Here is a 19,056-nt window from a genome sequence, read left to right as displayed (position 1 = left end):
CTGTGGTCACACGGCGTCAAGGTCGGTCATCCAAGCACTCGCCGTGTACCCTCGATGACGTGCATACCCCAAACCACCCCAGCAATTTCCGTGACGCATTGCGCGCCGAAGGCAGCCCGCCAATCATCCTCGACGGCGGTCTCGGCACCCATCTGGCCGATCGCGGCAATGACGTGACCGGGCACCTGTGGTCAGCGCAGATCCTCATGGACCGCCCCGAAGAGGTCCGCGCGGCGCACCAGGACTTTTTCGCTGCCGGTGCCCAAGTTGCCACGACTTGCTCCTACCAGGTCAGCTATGACGGCCTGGCTCAGGTGGGCTCCGAGCAGCAGATGGAACAAATGCTGCGCACCAGCGTGCGCCTGGCGCGAGAAGCCTCCAGCGCTGGGCGCACGGACACAGCACGCTGGGTGGCCGCCTCGGTGGGGCCCTACGGTGCCGGACCGGGCGCCGGGACCGAATACGACGGCGCCTATCGCAAGACGGCCTCCGAGCTGGCTAACTGGCACCGCAAGCGCTTGGAAATCCTGGCTGATGCCGGTGCCGATCTGGTCATCTTTGAAACCGTGCCAAGCCTGGCAGAAGCAGAAGCATTGACCGTATTGGCTCGGGAGCTGCAACTGCCGGCGTTGCTCAGCCTTGCGGTGCGCGCCGATGATCAAGGCCGAGTGGTTCTGGGCGATGGCACCGATCTTCGAGTCGTGGCCGGAATCGTTCAGGAATCCGGTGTGTGGGACGCAGTCGGCGTGAACTGCTGCCCGGTACCCCAAGCGGTGGCCGCGTTGCAGATCCTGGGAGAAGAAACCGGCTTGCCGCTGTTGGCCTACCCGAATAGCGGTGAAATTTGGGACCACGAAGCTCGTGTGTGGGTCCCAGGAACTGAGGGCAATGATTTGCCCGGAGCGGTTCCTGAACTCGTGGCCGCGGGCGCTCGCCTGATTGGCGGTTGCTGCCAGGTCACCCCGGGACAGATCACCCGGGTCCGCGAAGCCATCCAGCTCGGCTAAGGCCCGTCCCGGCACTTCGGCTTCCGCTGAGCCAGCGGCTTGTCCGCAGGCCTGGACAGTGCGCGAAAAAGCCGGCAGCAACACGCAGTTGCTGCCGGCCTGGGACCAGTTACCTTAGAACTCGAAGTCGCCGAAGTCCCCACCGGCGCCGCCGAGGAAGTCCCCGAACATGCCTTCGGCCTGGCCGCCCAAGCCTTCACCGGCCGCAGAGAGCTGTTCCCCGGCACCGGATACGGTATCGCCCAGGCCCTCGGCCATGGAACCGAACTCTTCGCCGATACCGGCGAAACCATCAAGCAGCGGTCCGGCAATGGCGGTACCGATGAACGCACCTGCCACGCCGCCGAGCAGGCCGACACCCAAGCCGCCGGCCGCGCCGGCAGCCATGCCCATACCCCGTCCCTTGCCGCCGGAACCCAAGATCTTGTCCATGAACCCGGGACGCGACATCTCCGCGCGGGTTGCCGAACGGGCCAGGTCCCTTGGGTCCTGGCTCATCGGGCGTTCTGCTGGCGGCAACTGCTCGGAGAGTTCATGATGCAGCAGTTCGCGTTGCTGCGGGGTCAGCCGGGCGAAAGCCTCGGCGTGGGCGCGTTCCATATCCTGCGGCGGAGCGGTACGGAGCATGTAGCGGTACTTCTCGATCGCGGCCTGGTCCTCGCGCGACGGTGCCGAGGCCGGCTGGTTGCCGTAGCCGCGCTCGCCGTAGTTCTGGTGCTGCGGCTGCTGCTGGTAGCCGCCGGGATTCTGCTGGTAGCCGCGTTGCTGGTTATTGGAGCCACGCTGGTTGCTATTGGAGCCGCGCTGGTTGAGCTGTTCCCGGACGTACTCGCCGGCCATTTGCTTGCCCTTGCGCAGCAGCTTGTCGAACATGGACATGGAATTGGCCTCCTAGACGTTGCGGGCGCGGTGCACGAAGCACCGCTCTCCCCTGTTTAAACTCCCCAGCATTGCTACTTGTTCCCCACGTTAGACAATTCTCATAATCGCCCGCCGGCCCCGCACCTAGGCGCTGCGCACCGGCTGCTTTGCCCCGGACGTGATCCTCGCCAGCAAATCGGCGGCCACGGACACGGCAATCACCGCCGGCTGCTTTCCCCGCACCTGCTCGATTCCAATGGGGCACTGGATCACCGCGATCTGCTCGTCGCTGAAGCCGCTGGCACGCAGATTCTTCTGGAAGCGGGCCCACTTGGCACTCGACCCGATCAATCCGATCGATCCCAAGCCCGGGTGGCGCAACGCGGCATCGCACAGATGGAAATCCTCGGCATGATCGTGCGTCATGATCAGCACGTGCGTTCCCCCAGGCAGGCAGCTGAGCACCTGCTCCCCGAGCACCGCCACCGCCGAATGGATCCGCGCCACGCTCGGTTCAAGGGCCGGCAGGTCCGCCAGGAATTCCGGGCGCGAATCAATCAGATGCAGCTCCAGGTCATGGCGGGAGAGAATGCGGGCCAATTCCATGCCCACATTTCCCACCCCGAAAATCGCCACCGTGGCAGGAACCGGCAAGGGCTCGAGCAGCACCGTGATCTCGCCACCGCAGCATTGCCTGCCGTACTTGGCCGGGGCCTTGTCGCTGAGCTTCATGGTGATGCTCTGCGGCTGGTTCCCGCTCGCGCTGATCATCTGCCGGGCCCGTTCCATGGCAGCCATCTCCAGGTTGCCCCCGCCGATGGTTCCGAAGATCTCCTGGCTGGCAATCACCATTTTCGCGCCGGCCTCGCGCGGGGCATGCCCGCGCACCGCGGTGATGGTGGCCAGCACCGCGGGACGCCGCTCATTGCGCAGCGCGGTGACAGCTTCAATCCACGACAGCATGGCTACCGCTCCTCCCGTGCCGCTTCGATCGCCCAGAACACCGCTTCCGGAGTCGCCGGGGACGCCAGCGGCACCGAACGCCCGGAGCGGCCGAAGGAGGCAATGGCCTGACGCAGTGCCTCGCGCACCGAGAAGGCGAGCATCAGCGGCGGTTCTCCCACGGCCTTGGAACCGTAGACCGCGCCTTCCTCATGCGCCTTGTCCAGCAAGCTGACGTTGAAGACGTCGGGCATCTCGGAGAAGCTCGGGATCTTGTAGGTGCTCGCGGCTTGGGTGGCCACCCGTCCGCGGCTCGGGCCATCGGAGGTGTCCCAGCGCAAATCCTCCAGGGTCAGCCAGCCAGCCCCCTGCACGAACCCTCCCTCGATCTGCCCCAGATCCACCAGCGGCGAGAGAGAATCGCCCACATCATGGACGATATCCACGCGGCGCAGCACATAGGAGCCGTCAAAGCCGCTGACTTCCACCTCGCTGGCCGCCACCCCGTAGGAGAAGTACTTGAACGGGCTGCCCGTCATCTGCGAGAGGTCCCAATGCAGCCCTTCGGTCCGGTAGAAGCCGGCGGCCGAAAGCTGGACCCGCTGGAAGTACGCGGCGTTGACCACTTCTTCCCAACCCAGCGATTCGCTCTTGCCCAGCGCGGTGACCCTGCCGCGGCTGAAGCGCAGATCTTGCGCCGGAACCCCCAATTGTCCGGCGGCCACCTGCGCGAGCCGGCCGCGGATCTGCTCGCACGCATCCTTGACCGCGCCGCCGTTCAGGTCGCTGCCCGAACTGGCTGCGGTGGCCGAGGTATTGGGCACCTTGTCGGTGCGCGTGGGAGCAATGCGCACCTTGGATAGCGGCACGCCCAAGGCGGTGGCGGCCACCTGCAGCATCTTGGTATGCAGGCCCTGTCCCATTTCGGTGCCGCCGTGGTTGACCAGCACCGAACCGTCCTTGTAGACCAGCACCAACGCGCCGCCCTGGTTGAAGGCGGTGAGGTTGAAGGAGATGCCGAATTTCACCGGCGTCATCGCCAGCGCCCTTTTGGCGTGCTCGTGCCCGGCATTGAATTCTGCGATCTGCTCCTCGCGTGCGGCGATACCTGCCGAGCCGAGCAGCTGGGTCCAAGCAGCCTCCAAGCGCTCGGGATGCCGGACCGGCTGGTAGTACGGGGTGTCCTGTCCCTGGGTGTAGAAATTGCGGCGGCGCAGTTCCCGGGCGTCCAATCCCAGCTGCGGGGCCACCCGGCCCAGGATGTCTTCCATGACCAGCATGCCCTGCGGACCGCCGAAGCCGCGGAACGCGGTCTGCGAGGTCTTATGGCATTTGGCGATGCGCCCGTTGACCCTGATATTCGGGATCCAATAGGAATTGTCGATATGGCACATCGCGCGGGTCAGCACCGGTTCGGACAGATCCAGGCTCCACCCTCCGTCAGCGGTCAGCTCGGCCTGCAGGGCCAGGATCTTGCCCTGATCGTCGAAGCCGATTTTCCAGGTGGCATGGAATCCGTGGCGCTTACCGGTCATGGTCATGTCCAGGGTGCGGTCCAGCCGCACCCGCACCGGCCGTCCGGTGAGCACCGCGCCGAGGGCCGCCACCGCGGCATAGCCATGGGGCTGCATTTCCTTGCCGCCGAAGCCGCCTCCCATGCGCAATACCTGCACGGTGACCTCGTGGGCGCCGATGCCCAGCACATGCGAGACGATGTCCTGGGTTTCGGTGGGATGCTGGGTGGAGCAGTGGATCATGATCTGCCCGCTCTCATCCACCATCGCCAGCGAGTTCTGGGTTTCCAGATAGAAGTGCTCCTGGCCGGCGAACTCGAAATCGCCCTCGAAAACGTGGGCCGCCTGCGCGAAGGCGGCCTCCGGATCGCCCTTGGAGATCTCGGGCTGGATGCCGTGGAAGCTGTTGGCCGCGATCGCGTCCTTGATGGTGATCAGCGAATCCAGCGGTTCGTACTCCACGCGCACCGCCCTGGCCCCGGCTTTGGCAGCTTCCAGGTCTTCGCCCAGGACCCACGCCACCGGCTGGCCGAAGAACATGACTTCTTCCACCGGGAGCAGCGGCTCGTCGTGCTTGGCGCCCTGGTCATTGACCCCGGGAATGTCTTTCGCGGTGATGACCCGGACCACCCCGGGTACCTGCTGCGCCGCACTGGCATCCAGGCCCAGGATTTTTCCATGGGCGCAGGTGGACTGCACCGGGTAGGCGTGCAGGACCCCGGCCAGACGCGCAGCCAGGTCGTCGGTATACAGCGCGGTGCCGGTGACGTGCGCGGCCGCCGATTCGTGGCGGTGGCGCTGGCCGACTACCGGTGCGTCGGGGCGTTGGGATAGCTGGCTCATGAGTTCTGCTCCTGTCCTGCTTCCAAGCGGCGTTCAAGCTGCTGGGCATAGAACCGTTCAAGCGAGGAGGCCAGCATGGCCTTGCGGTAGTTGGCGCTGGCCCGGTGGTCATCCATCGGGGTTCCTTCGGTGCCCATGGTGCGTGCCGCGGCCCGGATAGTTTCCAGGTTCCACGGCTGGCCTTCCAGCTCGGCTTCGGTGGCCACGGCGCGCAGCGGGGTCGCGGCCACGCCGCCCAGCCCGATCCGCGCCGTGGTGATCATGCCGTCCGACACCGTGAGCGCATAGCCGATGGCTACCGAGGAGATGTCATCGAAGCGCCGCTTGGAAATCTTCTGGAAGCTGGTCAGCGGCGCCAGCGGCAACGGGATGCGGATCGCGGTGATCATCTCCCCCGGCTCGCGCACGGTCTGCCGGTAGCCGGTGAAGTAGTCCGAAAGCGCCACCACCCGGTTGCCGTGGATGCTGGAAAGCACCAGCTCGGCCTCCAGCGCCAGCAGCGCCGGCGGGGTGTCGCCAATGGGCGAGCCGGTCCCCAGGTTCCCGCCGATGGTTGCGCTATTGCGGATCAGCCTTGACGCGAACTGCCCGAAGAGCTGGGAGAGCAGCGGAACCTGCCCGGCGAGCTTGCGTTCCAGCTCGCTCAGGGTGCAGCCCGAGCCCAGTTCAAGGTACCGCTCGTTCCAGTGGATCTGGCGCAGTTCGGGCAGCCGGTCGATGGCCAGCACCGAGCGGGCGCGGGCGCCTTTGATGTTGACCTCCACGCCCCAGTCGGTGGCACCGGACACCAGTACGGTCTGCGGTTCGGCGGCCAGGATCTGCAGTGCCTGATCCAGGTCGCTGGCCCGGCGGAAACGGCCCAGGTCCCCGGTAGGGGTATCGGCGCGCTGGATATCCGTGGCTGCCGGGGCCGGTGCGGCGCGCTGTGCCCGGGCAGTCAGCGGGTCATCCGGCTCGGGCTCGCCCAGGGCGTAGGCGGCGTCGCGGATCGGGCGGTATCCGGTGCAGCGGCAGAGATTGCCCGACAGCGCGTGCAGGTCGAATTCATTGGGTCCGCACTCGTGCGCGCCGCTATCCTCCGCGCTGACTGCGGGATTGGCGGTCCGCTCGGGGCGGTAGTATTCGGCGGCCATGGAGCAGACGAATCCGGGGGTGCAATAGCCGCACTGGGATCCGCCGCGGTTGGCCATCTCTTCCTGCACCGGATGCAGCGCCGCGACGCTGCCCAGCCCTTCGGAGGTGATGATCTCCTGGCCGTCGAGCGCCGCGGCCGGCAGCAGGCAGGCGTTGACCGCCGTCCACCTGCTGCCTTCCCCATCGCTGCGGGCCACCAGGATCGAGCAGGCGCCGCACTCGCCCTCGGCACAGCCTTCCTTGCATCCGATCAATTGCTGCCCGCGCAGGAAATCCAGCGCGTTGGTATGCGGCGGCCCGTCGAATTCCCGGACCTTTCCGTTGACCGTAACCAGGCATTTTGTCTCTTGCGTTGCCTCGGCGCTCATGCCGTTGACACCTCCTGCGCCCGGGTATCGCCGGACGCACCATGAATGAATTGGATGATGGGTGGGATCTGGCGCCCTGCCGGAGGTTCCAGGCTCGTCCAGGGCGCCGCCGCGTGCTGCGGCGGGATCAGTTTCCGTGCGCTATCTGGCCCTTGGACCAGGCGAGGCATCCGCCCATGATTACCCTCCAGAATTCGGATCATTCACATCCATGCAAACCATCAAGGTGAGCCACCTCACCTCAGTGGATCCTTACTATAGCCCGTATCAACTCAGGCCAGTAGGGCCGTAATCGGGCCCCGTGCGAAGTACACCAGGAAGCCCAGCGCCACCACCCACAGCAGCGGGTGGATCTTGGCATACCGCCCGGCCGCGGTGTTCACCACCACCCAGGCGATGAACCCTGCGCCAATGCCATTGGCAATGGAGTAGGTCAACGGCATGGTGATCAGGGTGAGGAACGCCGGCATGGCGCTGGAGAACCGCTTGAAGTTGATCTCGCGGATCTGCGCGCACATCAAGGTGCCCACCAGAACCAGTGCCGCGGCAGCCACCTCGATGGGAACCACGGAGGTCAGCGGCGTGAAGAACATCGAACCCAGGAACAGCACGCCGGTGATGACCGAAGCCAGCCCGGTGCGCGCTCCTTCCCCGATGCCGGCCGCCGAATCCACGTAGACGGTATTGGAGGAGGACGAGCCCATGCCTCCGGCCACCGCGCCCAGGCCCTCGACCACGAACGCGGCCTTCAGCCGCGGGAAGGTGCCGTCCTTGCGCGCCAGACCGGCATTCTTGGCCAGTCCGGTCATGGTGCCCATGGCGTCGAAGAAGTTCGTGAACACCAAGGTGAACACCAGCATCGTCGCCGCCAGCGCGCCGATCCGCCCGAAGGATCCGAACAGGTCGAACTCCCCGGCCAGCGACAAATCCGGCAACGAGACGATATTTCCCTGCAGCACCGGCATGTTCAGGTGCCAGCCATGCGGGTTATCCGCGCCGGCTGGCCCGATCCTGAACACCAGCTCGGCGATCATCGCCAGCACCGTGGAGATCACGATGCCGATCAGGATCGCGCCCTGCACCCCGCGGGCCACCAGCGCGCCCATGATCAGCAGGCCCACCACGAAGACCATGGTCGGGATCGAGACGATCGACCCGCCATCGCCCAGCTGCACCGGAGGCCCGGCGGCGGTACGGGTGACGAAGCCGGAGTCCACGAACCCGATGAAGGTGATGAACAGCCCGATGCCCACCGTAATGGCGGCCTTCAGATCCTTGGGGATGGCCCGGAAGATCGCGGTGCGCACCCCGGTCATCCCGAACAGGACGATCAGCACGCCGTTGACCACCACCAGCCCCATGGCCTCGGGCCAGGTGACGTCCTGGATCACCGAGACGGCTAGGAAGGAGTTGATGCCCAGCCCGGCGGCCAGGCCGAAGGGCAGGTTGGCGATCAGCCCGAACAGGATGGTCATGGCCCCGGCAGTCAGCGAGGTCATGGCCCCGACCTGCGCGGCCGGAAGCCAGTTGCCGGCCACATCCACGGGTGCGGCCTCGGCGCTGAATCCGCCGAGGATCAGCGGGTTGAGGATCACGATGTAGGCCATCGTGAAGAAGGTGACGATCCCGCCGCGCAATTCCCGCGCCAGCGTGGACCCGCGTTCGGTGATGCTGAAGAACGCATCCAGGATGCCGCCCGGCCCACCCGGCCGGCGCGGCTTGCTGCCGCGCTGCGTGCCCTGGGGGCCAGCTGGCAAGCGACTTGTCGTGGTCATGGTCCTGGACCTTTAGTAGTCGGTCCGGGATTCTTGCGAATCCCATGCCTTGAACGGCAACAGGTGCTCGCCGCCTTCGGACTGGAAGCAGTTCACCGGCATCAGCGAGCGGTTGGATTTTGCTTCGAAGTAGTCGTAGAACACCGCGTCGTCGAATCCGGCGGCAGCCGCATCATGCCTGTTGGCCGCGAAGAAGACCTTGCCGATGCGTGCCCACAGCGAGGTGGCCAGGCACATTGGGCAGGGTTCGCAGCTGCTGTAGAGCACGCAGCCGCTCAAGTCGAAGGTCCCCAAGGCGGCGGCCGCGGTACGGATGGCCACCACTTCGGCGTGCGCCGATGGATCATTGTTGGCCGTGACGCGGTTGACCCCTTCGAAGACCTGGCCGTCGGGGGCGACCACGACGGCGCCGAAAGGCCCGCCGGCGTTGTGGACATTTGTGGTGGCAATATCGATGGCCATCGAAAGATAGTCTTGGCCAGTGGTAGTAACGCTCATCGCGTGGCTCCTCATGCTTTGGACAAGAGAACCGCAGCGCGCTGCTTGGCGCTAGCTACCGGTTGCGCTTGTCACCTGAAATCGATCAGTTGCATGCCCGGTAGATAGCGACCCATCAGGTGGGTGCCCGCCATAGACAGCTACGAGATTATCAGCGGATTGTGACGCACGCAACAATTCTTTTGAAATCTCTTTTTCGCATCATGAACAAAAACTTGCCGTCTTGCCGCTCATCCCCTCTCCCACTAGCAGCGATCCGACGGGACTGGCCCCTCCCTCCAGCGCCGCGACTCCCGAAGCTGGATCCTTGCCCCGGCGCTCGGGTTTCCAACACATTACAGCCGCCTATCGGCGCACCGATCCGGCGGGTGAATTTAAGTTCCCTTCGGCGCAACAACCTGAGCACCTAGGCGAAATACCTCTTTGAGAAGCTCAGATGCATCAAGTGCTAGAGAAGGGATCGGATAACGTGAGCGCACAGCTAGAAGCATCTGACACATCGCAGGCACTGCAAGTGCAACCGGGACGCTGGGTCAGCAACTGGACCCCGGAGGATCCAGAATTCTGGAAGCGCACCGGATCTGCGGTAGCCAGCCAAAACCTCAAGTGGTCCATCTTCGCCGAGTTCCTCGGATTCAGCGTTTGGCAGCTTTTCGCCATTGTCGTGGTCTATCTTCCAGTAGCGGGATTCAGCTACAGCACCACGCAGCTGTTCTGGCTGATCTCCATCCCGAGCCTCGTCGGTGCCACCTTGCGCATCCCCTACACGTTCATGGTGGCCCGTTTCGGCGGGCGCAACTGGACGGTCATTTCCGCGCTGCTCCTGCTGATTCCGGCCGGCGGCATTTCGCTGGCCCTGGCTGATCCGTCCACGCCATTCTGGGTCATGCTCAGCCTTGCGGCGCTGACCGGCTTCGGCGGCGGAAATTTCGCTTCCTCGATGGCTAATATCACCTATTTCTACCCCGCTTCCCGCAAGGGATGGGCGTTGGGCCTCAACGCCGCCGGCGGCAACCTCGGCGCGGCGGTCGCCCAGCTGCTTGTACCGGTCATTGTCACGGTCTTCGCCGCCGGGGCGTTGCAGCTTCCGCTGGCAGGGATGCTCTGGATCCCGTTGATTCTGCTCTCCGCATGGGGTGCCTGGAAATACATGCACAACCTGTCGTCGGCCCGCTCAGATATCCGCGGCGCCATTGCCTGCCTGAAGGTAAAGCACCTGTGGATCATCTCCGCACTGTATGTGGGAACCTTCGGCTCCTTCATCGGATTCTCGGCAGTATTCCCCAAGCTGATCGTTGACACTTTCCCCGAATACGCGGCCTTGCCGTTGGGCACCGCAACCATCACCTTGGCCTTCCTTGGCCCGCTGGTCGCGTCCCTGGCCCGTCCATACGGAGGCAAGATCGCTGACAAGCTCGGCGGCGCACGCATCACCGTGGCGACTTTCGGAGCCATGGCCTTGATTACCGCTGCGCTAGTGCTCAGCCTGCCACGGGCCAACTTCTGGATGTTTCTATTCCTGTTCTTGCTGCTCTTCACCGCAAGCGGCATCGGCAATGGCTCGACCTACCGCATGATCCCGGCAGTCTTTGCCCTGAGCGACGAGGGAAAACAGGCAAGCCAGGTGGATTCTTCGCGCAAGGCGGCCGCCGCTCTCGGTTTGATCTCGGCCATTGGCGCCTACGGCGGCTTCCTGATTCCCCAGGCCTTGGGACTGTCCTTATCCAGCACCGGCGCCTACACCACGGCGTTCATCATCTTCATCGCGGTCTACCTGCTGCTCATGGCCACCGCATGGTTCGCCTATGCACGCTCAGGCACCCGTTTCGCCCAGCACGGAGTCTAGGATGACCGACACTCATTGCCCCTATTGCGCCCTGCAGTGCGGCATCACCTTGGAATCCAACCAGCAGGATCACGGCACCGAACCGGTGAGCCTGAGGGGACGGGACTTCGAGACCAATGGCGGGGCGCTGTGCCGCAAAGGCTATAGCGCCGCCACGCTGCTCGATCACCCAGAACGCCTGCAATCACCCCTGCTCCGCCAGCCCGATGGAAGCTTTGCCCCGGTTAGCTGGGAGCATGCGCTGGATCTGGTTGCCGAAAAGGCGCTGGGCATCCGGGCCGAATCCGGAGCCGACGCACTCGCGGTCTTCGGTTCCGGTTCGCTGACCAATGAAAAGGCCTACCAGCTGGGCAAGTTCGCGCGGCTGGCCCTAGGTACCTCGCGGATCGACTACAACGGACGGTTCTGCATGTCCTCGGCAGCCGCCGGCACCAACCGCGCCTTCGGCTTGGACCGGGGATTGCCTTTCCCGCTGGCTGATCTGGATTCGGCCGGGATGATCCTGATGCTCGGTTCCAATGTCGCCGATACGATGCCGCCCTTTGTCCGGCATCTGGCCGGAGCCCGTGAGAACGGCGGGCTGATAGTGGTTGATCCGCGGCGTTCTGCAACAGCCAAGCTCTGCGCCGATAATGCTGGCTGGCACCTGCAGCCAACCCCGGCCACCGACCTACCGCTGCTGCTGGGCTTGGCCCACGTGCTGATGGCCGAGTCCCTGGCCGATACCAGCTACTTGGCCGCCCGCACCAACGGTTTCGATTCTTTGAAAGCCTCCTTAGCCAGCTGGTGGCCAGAACGCACCGCCCAGGTCACCGGTGTTCCTGCCGAGCAGATCCGGCACACCGCCCGGGCCTTGGCGCAGGCAGCCAGCGAAGCGAAGGCCGGCGGCAAGCCGGTCTACATCCTCACCGGCCGCGGCATCGAGCAGCATTCCAACGGCACCGATACGGTCACCGCCGCGATCAACCTCGCGCTGCTGCTCGGCTTGCCCGGAACCCTGGCCGGCGGCTACGGCACCATCACCGGCCAGGGCAACGGGCAGGGCGGTCGGGAACACGGGCAAAAGTGCGACCAGCTTCCCGGCTACCGCAAGATCACCGACCCGGAACACCGTGCGCATGTAGCCCGCGTCTGGGGTGTTGACCCCGAAACCATTCCCGGTCCCGGGCTTCCCGCCGTTGAACTCCTCGACGCGCTAGGTACCCCCACCGGTCCGCGCATGCTGATGGTCCACGGGGCCAACCCGGTGATCTCCGCACCCGATGCGTCGCGCGTGATCCACGCACTGTCCAGGCTGGATTTCCTGGTGGTCTGCGACTTTTTCCTCTCGGAGACCGCAGCCCAAGCGGACCTGGTCTTGCCGGTGCTGCAATGGGCTGAAGAAGAAGGCAGCATGACCAACTTGGAGGGGCGGATCCTGCGCCGCCGCGCTGCCTTGGCGGCACCGGAACATGCGCGCGGCGAACTGTGGATCCTCGCCCAGCTCGCCCAACGCCTGGATGCTCCCGGCCACTTCTCCCCCGATGCCCGAGAAGTCTTCGAAGAACTCAAATTGGCTTCAGCCGGTGGACTAGCGGACTACTCGGGAGTGCGTTGGGATGACCTCGATGCCGGGGCGGCCATCTACTGGCCGTGCCCTGCAGGCACCGAGGTGAAGGCCGAGCGCGGCATCCGCAATGGAACCCCTCGGCTATTCCTTAACGGTTTTGCCCATGCGGATCGGCGTGCAGTGCTGGTGCCAGTTGCTTTCCAATCGGAGCCCCGGATGAGTAAGTCGGCCGTGTCCCTGGTGACCGGCCGGCTGCTGGAGCACTACCAGTCTGGCGCCCAGACGCGCCGGGTCCCCGAGCTGGTCCAGGCCGCACCGGAACCGCTGCTGGAAATCCATCCAGCAACCGCGCTGGCCCACCGGATTGTCCAAGGACAAAAGGTCGTGATCAGCAATGAACGCGGTGAAGTCACCGCCCGCGCACGGCTGACCGTTGATGCCCGGCTGGACACGGTCTTCTTGCCCTTCCACTACCCGGATTCCGGTACCGCAAACCTGCTGACCGAGGCGAAGGTCGACCCGCGCAGCAAGATGCCGGAATTCAAGCACGCCCATGTTTCGCTGAGCGCTGTGAAAGAGGAACAATGAACGAGCAACGCCCGCAACGCATTATCATCATTGGCTTCGGCCCCGTCGCCGCGTCCCTTGTCGAAGGGCTGCTCCCGGCAGCGGCGGCCGGCCACTGCGCCATCACCATCATCAGCGCCGAAGACCACCTGGCCTACAACCGTGTGCTGCTCGCTGAACTGGCAGTGGGAGCCGCCGAGTTCGGGCATTTGGGCATGGTGGATCCGCAGCGCTTGGCCGATGCCGGAGTCGACGTGCGCTTGGGCGTGCAGGCTACCGGCATCGATCGCTCACGGCGCCGGATCCATCTGGGCGGCAACGACTATGTGTCCTACGACCGGCTTGTTTTCGCCACCGGCGCCCGAGCGGTAATCCCCACGCTCAACGGCCTGAATTTCGATCCGCACGCTGATGCTTCACTGCCAGCCGGAGTTTTCGCGCTGCGCACGGTGGATGACGCCCACCAGCTGCGGGAATCGATCGGTCTGGGCCAACGCATTTTAATTCTCGGCGGCGGAGTTCTGGGTATCGAGGCGGCCTTGGCCATTGCGCGCACCGGCGCCCAACCGGTGCTGGTGCATCATGGTCCGGCTCCCTTGGGACGCGTCGTGGATGCAGATGGAGGGGCGCTGCTGACGCGTAATCTGCGTGAAGCAGGTGTCGAGGTGATCCCTGGTGCGAAGGCCAGTGGCATTCAGAAGGATGCACAGGGTTTCACCGGCCTGATGACTTCCACCCACGGACTGATCCAGGCTGATGCCCTGCTCATTTCCACGGGTGTGAGAGCCAGAACAGAGCTGGCCTCGGGCTGCGGATTACCGGTGGGCCGCGGTATTAAGACTGATGAATTCCTTTGCGCCGATACCGAGCAGCGAATTTTCGCCCTCGGCGACTGTGCCGAAGTTGCCGGACAGCCACCGGTCGGACTGCTGGCCCCGGGCTGGGCACAAGCCGCATGGTTGTCCCAGCAGTTGTTGCGGCTGGCTGGTTCCTCTGGCTCCGAGCCGCTTGCTGCCCCGGACTTCTCTGCTTCTGATGTATTGATGCTCAAGGGACAAGGCATCGAGCTGACTGCAGCCGGCGATATCAGCGCCGGTTATTGGGACGATACCGATCTGCAGGCAACCGTCTATGCAGATCCTGCGCGCGGACGGTACCTGAAGATCGTCACCCGGCAGGATACGGTCACCGGATTCCTGGCCATGGGATTGCCGCAAACCAGTGCCGAACTCGTGCTGGCCTATGAACGGGCCACCGCGTTGCCTGAAGACCGTTCGGCCCTCTTGCGGCTGGATGATCCGGCAACGGATCAAATCGCTGCTATCCCCAGCGATGATGATCAGCTGTGCCGCTGTTCGGGCGCTACCTACGGCCAGGTAACCCATGCTGTAGGCGCTGGTTGCACCACCGTCGCCGAGGTCGGCGAGAACTGCCGTGCGGGCACCGGATGCGGCGGGTGCAAAGCGAAGATCGAAGAGTTGCTGGCCAAGGCGCCTGCCCTGGCGTAATGGCTCCAATGGGCGGTCGGCTCCCAGCTAGCTGGCCGCCCTTGCCTATGCCCGGCCGGAACGCAAAATCGCAGGGACGAAAGCCGTGAGCTTTCGTCCCTGCGTTTGGATGATGATGCGAGTTGCCTTATTCTTGCACGCCACCGCTGGAAAATGCGATAGCCGGAGCTAGTTGGTTGCAAGCGAATCCGTCTCGTCGTTCAGTTCGTACCAGCCTTGCCAGGCCGAATGCTCGACGTTCAGGCTGCGATCTGATTTGATACTCATTTGCTCTGCTCCATCCATAGCTGTCCCTCGATTTCCATGAGCCGCTGCACTGGCAGCGGCAGCGAATCGGCGTTCAGGCATTCGCCGGTATCCAGTCGGTACACTTCCTTGTGCAGCGGGCAGGCAACGGTGGCCACGCTGGTTCCTTCGACCATGGTGTCGCCCAGAATGCCGCGGGCCATGACCTTCGCGCCGCTGTTCGGGCAGTGATGCGAGGTTGCGTAGAAGGCATCTTCTTCGGTACGGAACAGGGCTAGCTGTGTGGCCTCGAGCCACAGCGCTTCTCCCCATCCACGCTCCAGCTCTGCACTGCGGCAAAGCGGAGCCAAGCTCAAAGTAGCTTCACGGGTGTCTTCTGCAATTTGCGTGCTCATGAACGTAAGCCCTTCGTGGTTGGCATCTGCTGACATACCGAGCTTAGAAGCCGCATGTTTCGCCCGATGCTTCCAGCCGTTGCCAGTCCGTAAAGCATGCCTAACAGCAAAAATGGGCACCGTGAATCCTGGATTCTCCCGGAAATCCGCTGGTTTATCCTGTCCAATTGCCTTTGCGCAACGATTGCCCATTGCGAATGATTCGAATATGTTTCAGCCGCTTCACCTGGCTTTCGTCTGATGGTGGAGAGAATTGCTCCGGCCGAAACACAAGGGTAATTGCGGCGCAAAGCATGCTTTCTACAGTGGACTCATCAGCCTGAAACTCACCGTTTCCCAGCGAAAGTCGAAATTGATCATGGGTACTCCACACAATGCACGCAACATCCTGGTTATCGGCGGCGGTCCCGCAGCCCACCGCTTCACCGAAGCCCTGGCCAGCCGCGCACCGCAGGATCTGAGCATCACGGTATTGACCGAAGAAACCCACCTTCCCTATGATCGCGTGGCGCTCTCCCAGGCGTTAACCAACCCCGGAGTCGATCTCACCCTCGGCGATCCGAAGCTCTGGGAAGCCGAGCATGTCGCCTTGGAAACCAACGCCAAGGCCATCGCTATCGACAGCACCAAGCGGACGGTCACCACGGAAGACGGACGCATCTTCAGCTACGACGAATTGGTGCTGGCCACCGGTTCCAACGCGGCCACGTTGCCAATCGCCGGCAACGAGCACACCTTTGTGTACCGCACGCTGGAAGATGTCTGGTCCATCGCGCAGAAGGTCAAGGAACTTTCAGCTTCCCTGGGCCGCACCCCGGTGGTAGCTACCATCGGTGGCGGGCTGCTCGGTTTGGAAGCTGCCGCGGGTGCCCAAGCACTGGGTGCGGAGGCAGTAGTCATTGATGGCGGCAAATGGCTGATGGGCACCCAGCTGGATGAAGGCGCTGGCCAGGCCATGGGCCGGCTCATCGAGCAAACCGGATTCACCGTCCACAACGGCGTTTTCCCGCAAGAAATCCTGACCAGCCAGGAGTCTGGCAGCACGGCTGTCACCGGCGTGCTGATGGCTGATGAACGCACCATCGATGCGGATATAGTGGTCGTTTCGATCGGTGTTCGTCCCCGCGATGAGCTGATCCGCAATTACAACGCGGCCCTTGACGAAGCAGGCAGCCCGGCACCCCGTTTCGGCATGGGCCCCCGCGGCGGCGTGGTCATCGACGCGCATTGCGCCACCGATATCGAGCACATCTGGGCTATCGGCGAGGTCGCGAACTACGAGGGTTTCTGCATCGGCCTGGTCGCTCCGGCCAACGCCATGGCGGAAATAGTGGCCGAACAGCTGGCCGGGGGCGAAGCCGAATTCGCTGGCTTCGACACCGCCACCAAGCTCAAGCTCTCCGGTGTGGACGTGGCCAGCTTCGGCGATGGCTTCGCCCGCGCCGAGGGGGCGCTGGAAGTGGTCTATGCCGATGCCCCGCGTGGCCTGTACCAGAAGCTCGTGGTTTCCTCCGATGCCAAGACACTGCTCGGCGGCATTTTCGTTGGCGATGCCACCCCGTACCAGTCGCTGCGTCCTTTACTCGGACGGGAGCTGCCCGGCGAACCAGGCGCGTACCTCAGCGCCTTGGGCGGCGAAGCGCCGGAGGGCGAACTGCCCGATGATGCGGTGCTGTGCTCCTGCAATTCGGTCACCGCCGGCACCATCCGCGATGCCGTTTCCGGTTGTGGTTGTTTCGAGGGCGAAGCTCCGGTGACCACCGTTTCCGGGTTGAAGGGGTGCACCCGTGCCGGCACCCAGTGCGGGTCCTGCGTGCCGATGCTCAAGAAGCTCATGGAAGCGCAGATGCTCAAGGACGGCGCGGAAGTTTCCACCGCCCTGTGCGAGCATATTTCCTTCTCCCGTCCGGAGCTCTACGAAGCCATCCGCGTGGCCGGGTTGCAGGCCTTCGGCGAGGTGATGGAACGCTTCGGCACCGGCCAGGGCTGCGATATCTGCAAGCCGGTGATCGCCAATATCCTCTCCTCGCAGACCAGCGCCCACCCGATGGATGCAGGTCTTGCCGGCGCCCAGGACACCAACGACCGCGTGCTGGCCAATATGCAGAAGGACGGCACCTACTCGGTGGTGCCGCGCATCCCGGGCGGGGAGATCACCCCCGAGAAGCTCGGCGTGATTGCAGCGGTGGCGCAGAAATACGGCCTGTACACCAAGCTCACCGGCGGCCTGCGCATCGACATGTTCGGCGCCCGCTTGGAGCAGCTGCCCGAGATCTGGCGCGAGCTGGTGGACGCCGGCTTCGAATCGGGCCAGGCCTACGGCAAGTCGCTGCGCAATGTGAAGACCTGCGTCGGTTCATCCTGGTGCCGATACGGCATGCTCGATTCCACCGCGCTGGGCATCGAAATGGAGCTGCGCTACCGGGGCCTGCGGGCACCGCACAAGCTGAAGATGGGCGTTTCGGGCTGTGCCCGCGAGTGCGCCGAGGCCCGCGCCAAGGACATCGGCGTGATCGCCACCACCGATGGCTGGAACCTGTATGTGGGCGGCAACGGCGGCGCCAACCCGGCCCATGCCCAACTGCTGGCCGGCGGGCTGGATGATCAAACGCTGTTCAAGTACATCGACCGCTACCTGATGTACTACATCCGCACCGCGGACAAGCTGCAGCGCACCGCGCATTGGCTGCAGGACCTGGATGGCGGATTGGAACGGGCCAAGCAGGTGGTGATCGAGGATTCGCTGGGCCTGGCCGACGAGTTGGAAGCGGCCATGGAAACCCACGTGGCCAACTACGAGGACGAGTGGGCCGCCACCTTGGCCGACCCGGTGAAGCTCAAGCGCTTCCGTTCCTTCGTGAACACCGCCGCACCGGATACCGAGCTGGAATATGTTTCCGAGCGCGGACAGCAGCGCCCCGCCGAGCCGGTGGCACTAGGTGCCAGCATCCCGGTCGGGGCGCCGCAAGGCTAGGAACGGCATCCCACCCGTGCTGCCTACCAGCGCGGGTGGATCTGTTCGCGCAGCTTGGCGTCGTAGAGGTCGCGGACCGAGGCGTTGAATCCCTCGGAGATCCGCAGCGAGCCGGCAGCCGCGTTCGCGCGGGCCTGCTGTGCGTTGCGGGCTCCGGGGATGATGGTGCTCACCCCGTCCTGGGCGGCCAGCCAAGCCAAAGCCACCTGGGCACTGGTGGCTTCGGGCGCCTCGGCGGCAGCCAGCTTGGCGAACTCGCCAGCGGCTTGAAGACCGGTGGCGTAGTCCACGCCGGAGAAGGTCTCCCCGACGTCGAAGGAGGAGCCGTCGCGGTTGAAGTTGCGGTGGTCGTCCTTGGCGAACTCGGTCTGCAGGGTGTAGCGGTTAGTCAGCAATCCGCTGGCCAGCGGCACCCGGGCGATGATCCCCACCCCTGCCTCGCGGGCTGCTGGAAGCACGGTTTCCAGCGGCTTGTGGCGGAAGGCGTTGATGATGATCTGCACGGTGGCAATGTTCGGGCGGGCAATTGCCGCCAGCGCCTCATCCACGGTTTCCACCGAAACGCCGTAGTTGGCCATCCGGCCTTCATCCACCATGGTGTCCAGCGCATCGTAGATCGCATCGGTGGAGTACACCGGGGTTGGCGGGCAGTGCAGCTGGACCAGGTCCAGGGTGTCCACGCCCAGGTTCTTGCGGGAGCGGTCATTCCACGCGCGGAAGGCATCCAGGTTGTAGTTCTCCGGCAGCTGCTCGACACGGCGGCCCATTTTGGTGGCCACGGTGACCCCGGCATCCGGGTTGGCCTTCAGCCAAGTGCCGATCAGCTGCTCGCTGCGGCCATCGCCGTAGACATCGGCGGTGTCGAAGAAGTTCACCCCGGCTTCGTAGGCGGCATCGAGTACGGCTAGCGCGTCGGTCTCGTCTACCGAGCCCCAGTCAGCGCCTAGTTGCCAGGTGCCCAGGCCAATGGCCGACACGTTGCGGTGGGTACGTCCAAGTTCTCGTTTTTGCATGCCTCCGAGTCTAGTG

Annotated in this window: 13 protein-coding genes; 5 read left to right on the top strand and 8 right to left on the bottom strand. The window is 64.4% G+C overall.

Going from position 1 to position 19,056, the window contains the following annotated elements; genetic code table 11:
• The first annotated feature begins 59 nt into the window (after positions 1–59).
• The gene (gene mmuM / locus ACP3TE_RS10335; RefSeq protein ID WP_426733455.1) at positions 60–1,007 is read left to right on the top strand and encodes a homocysteine S-methyltransferase; all 948 of its coding nucleotides are present in this window, start codon (positions 60–62) and stop codon (positions 1,005–1,007) included.
• Between the two features lie 114 nt (positions 1,008–1,121).
• Here the strand turns inward: mmuM and ACP3TE_RS10330 are convergent, their stop codons facing one another.
• From ACP3TE_RS10330 to ACP3TE_RS10305, 6 genes are all read right to left on the bottom strand, one after another.
• Entirely contained in the window at positions 1,122–1,886 is a 765-nt protein-coding gene (locus tag ACP3TE_RS10330) for a hypothetical protein (protein WP_105656202.1), read from the bottom strand.
• A 126-nt stretch (positions 1,887–2,012) separates the two neighbouring features.
• Positions 2,013–2,831: a xanthine dehydrogenase accessory protein XdhC gene (gene xdhC / locus ACP3TE_RS10325; RefSeq protein ID WP_133834105.1), complete on the bottom strand. Its 819-nt coding sequence runs from the start codon at positions 2,829–2,831 to the stop codon at positions 2,013–2,015.
• Positions 2,832–2,833: 2 nt separating this feature from the next.
• Positions 2,834–5,167: a xanthine dehydrogenase molybdopterin binding subunit gene (gene xdhB, locus ACP3TE_RS10320; protein WP_332488566.1), complete on the bottom strand. Its 2,334-nt coding sequence runs from the start codon at positions 5,165–5,167 to the stop codon at positions 2,834–2,836.
• Positions 5,164–6,669: a xanthine dehydrogenase small subunit gene (locus tag ACP3TE_RS10315; RefSeq protein ID WP_105656199.1), complete on the bottom strand. Its 1,506-nt coding sequence runs from the start codon at positions 6,667–6,669 to the stop codon at positions 5,164–5,166. Before ACP3TE_RS10315 ends, xdhB begins: the two co-directional genes overlap by 4 nt.
• Positions 6,670–6,941: 272 nt before the next feature.
• The gene (locus tag ACP3TE_RS10310) at positions 6,942–8,444 is read right to left on the bottom strand and encodes an NCS2 family permease (protein WP_332498715.1); all 1,503 of its coding nucleotides are present in this window, start codon (positions 8,442–8,444) and stop codon (positions 6,942–6,944) included.
• 12 nt (positions 8,445–8,456) lie between these two features.
• Positions 8,457–8,942 (bottom strand): nucleoside deaminase, encoded by a 486-nt coding sequence (locus tag ACP3TE_RS10305; protein WP_105656196.1) that lies wholly within the window; start codon positions 8,940–8,942, stop codon positions 8,457–8,459.
• A 436-nt stretch (positions 8,943–9,378) separates the two neighbouring features.
• On the opposite strand from ACP3TE_RS10305, the gene ACP3TE_RS10300 reads away from it, so the two are divergent.
• Genes ACP3TE_RS10300 through ACP3TE_RS10290 form a run of 3 tightly spaced genes read left to right on the top strand, consistent with a single transcriptional unit; the run spans position 9,379 to position 14,412 of the window.
• Positions 9,379–10,788 (top strand): MFS transporter, encoded by a 1,410-nt coding sequence (locus ACP3TE_RS10300; RefSeq protein ID WP_105656195.1) that lies wholly within the window; start codon positions 9,379–9,381, stop codon positions 10,786–10,788.
• A 1-nt stretch (position 10,789) separates the two neighbouring features.
• Positions 10,790–12,925 carry a molybdopterin oxidoreductase family protein gene (locus tag ACP3TE_RS10295; protein ID WP_426733451.1) on the top strand — a complete coding sequence of 712 codons (2,136 nt, stop codon included), beginning with the start codon at positions 10,790–10,792 and terminating at the stop codon, positions 12,923–12,925.
• Positions 12,922–14,412, top strand: a complete 1,491-nt coding sequence (locus tag ACP3TE_RS10290) for an FAD-dependent oxidoreductase (protein WP_105656193.1) — start codon at positions 12,922–12,924, stop codon at positions 14,410–14,412. Before ACP3TE_RS10295 ends, ACP3TE_RS10290 begins: the two co-directional genes overlap by 4 nt.
• 263 nt (positions 14,413–14,675) lie before the next feature.
• Here the strand turns inward: ACP3TE_RS10290 and nirD are convergent, their stop codons facing one another.
• Positions 14,676–15,053, bottom strand: a complete 378-nt coding sequence (gene nirD / locus ACP3TE_RS10285) for a nitrite reductase small subunit NirD (protein WP_105662151.1) — start codon at positions 15,051–15,053, stop codon at positions 14,676–14,678.
• Positions 15,054–15,411: 358 nt separating this feature from the next.
• Here nirD and nirB point away from each other — a divergent pair, with 358 nt between their 5' ends.
• Entirely contained in the window at positions 15,412–18,027 is a 2,616-nt protein-coding gene (gene nirB / locus ACP3TE_RS10280) for a nitrite reductase large subunit NirB (protein ID WP_105656192.1), read from the top strand.
• A 23-nt stretch (positions 18,028–18,050) separates the two neighbouring features.
• Here nirB and ACP3TE_RS10275 read toward each other — a convergent pair whose 3' ends face one another.
• Positions 18,051–19,040 (bottom strand): aldo/keto reductase, encoded by a 990-nt coding sequence (locus ACP3TE_RS10275; protein ID WP_105656191.1) that lies wholly within the window; start codon positions 19,038–19,040, stop codon positions 18,051–18,053.
• Positions 19,041–19,056: the final 16 nt, after the last annotated feature.

The sequence above is a fragment of the Glutamicibacter sp. 2E12 genome, from assembly GCF_050030965.1.
GTDB lineage: Bacteria > Actinomycetota > Actinomycetes > Actinomycetales > Micrococcaceae > Glutamicibacter.
The sequence above is the reverse complement of the archived record's forward strand: the minus strand, read 5'-3'. Positions and strand labels throughout refer to the sequence as shown.

Bases quoted from the DNA above. Each gene is read 5' to 3' on its own strand.
- ACP3TE_RS10305 (WP_105656196.1), bottom strand. From the start codon at position 8,942: ATGAGCGTTACTACCACTGGCCAAGACTATCTTTCGATGGCCATCGAT.
- nirD (WP_105662151.1), bottom strand. From the start codon at position 15,053: ATGAGCACGCAAATTGCAGAAGACACCCGTGAAGCTACTTTGAGCTTG.
- ACP3TE_RS10330 (WP_105656202.1), bottom strand. From the start codon at position 1,886: ATGTCCATGTTCGACAAGCTGCTGCGCAAGGGCAAGCAAATGGCCGGC.
- ACP3TE_RS10315 (WP_105656199.1), bottom strand. From the start codon at position 6,669: ATGAGCGCCGAGGCAACGCAAGAGACAAAATGCCTGGTTACGGTCAAC.
- ACP3TE_RS10310 (WP_332498715.1), bottom strand. From the start codon at position 8,444: ATGACCACGACAAGTCGCTTGCCAGCTGGCCCCCAGGGCACGCAGCGC.
- ACP3TE_RS10300 (WP_105656195.1), top strand. From the start codon at position 9,379: ATGCATCAAGTGCTAGAGAAGGGATCGGATAACGTGAGCGCACAGCTA.
- xdhC (WP_133834105.1), bottom strand. From the start codon at position 2,831: ATGCTGTCGTGGATTGAAGCTGTCACCGCGCTGCGCAATGAGCGGCGT.
- ACP3TE_RS10290 (WP_105656193.1), top strand. From the start codon at position 12,922: ATGAACGAGCAACGCCCGCAACGCATTATCATCATTGGCTTCGGCCCC.
- nirB (WP_105656192.1), top strand. From the start codon at position 15,412: ATGGGTACTCCACACAATGCACGCAACATCCTGGTTATCGGCGGCGGT.
- ACP3TE_RS10275 (WP_105656191.1), bottom strand. From the start codon at position 19,040: ATGCAAAAACGAGAACTTGGACGTACCCACCGCAACGTGTCGGCCATT.
- xdhB (WP_332488566.1), bottom strand. From the start codon at position 5,167: ATGAGCCAGCTATCCCAACGCCCCGACGCACCGGTAGTCGGCCAGCGC.
- ACP3TE_RS10295 (WP_426733451.1), top strand. From the start codon at position 10,790: ATGACCGACACTCATTGCCCCTATTGCGCCCTGCAGTGCGGCATCACC.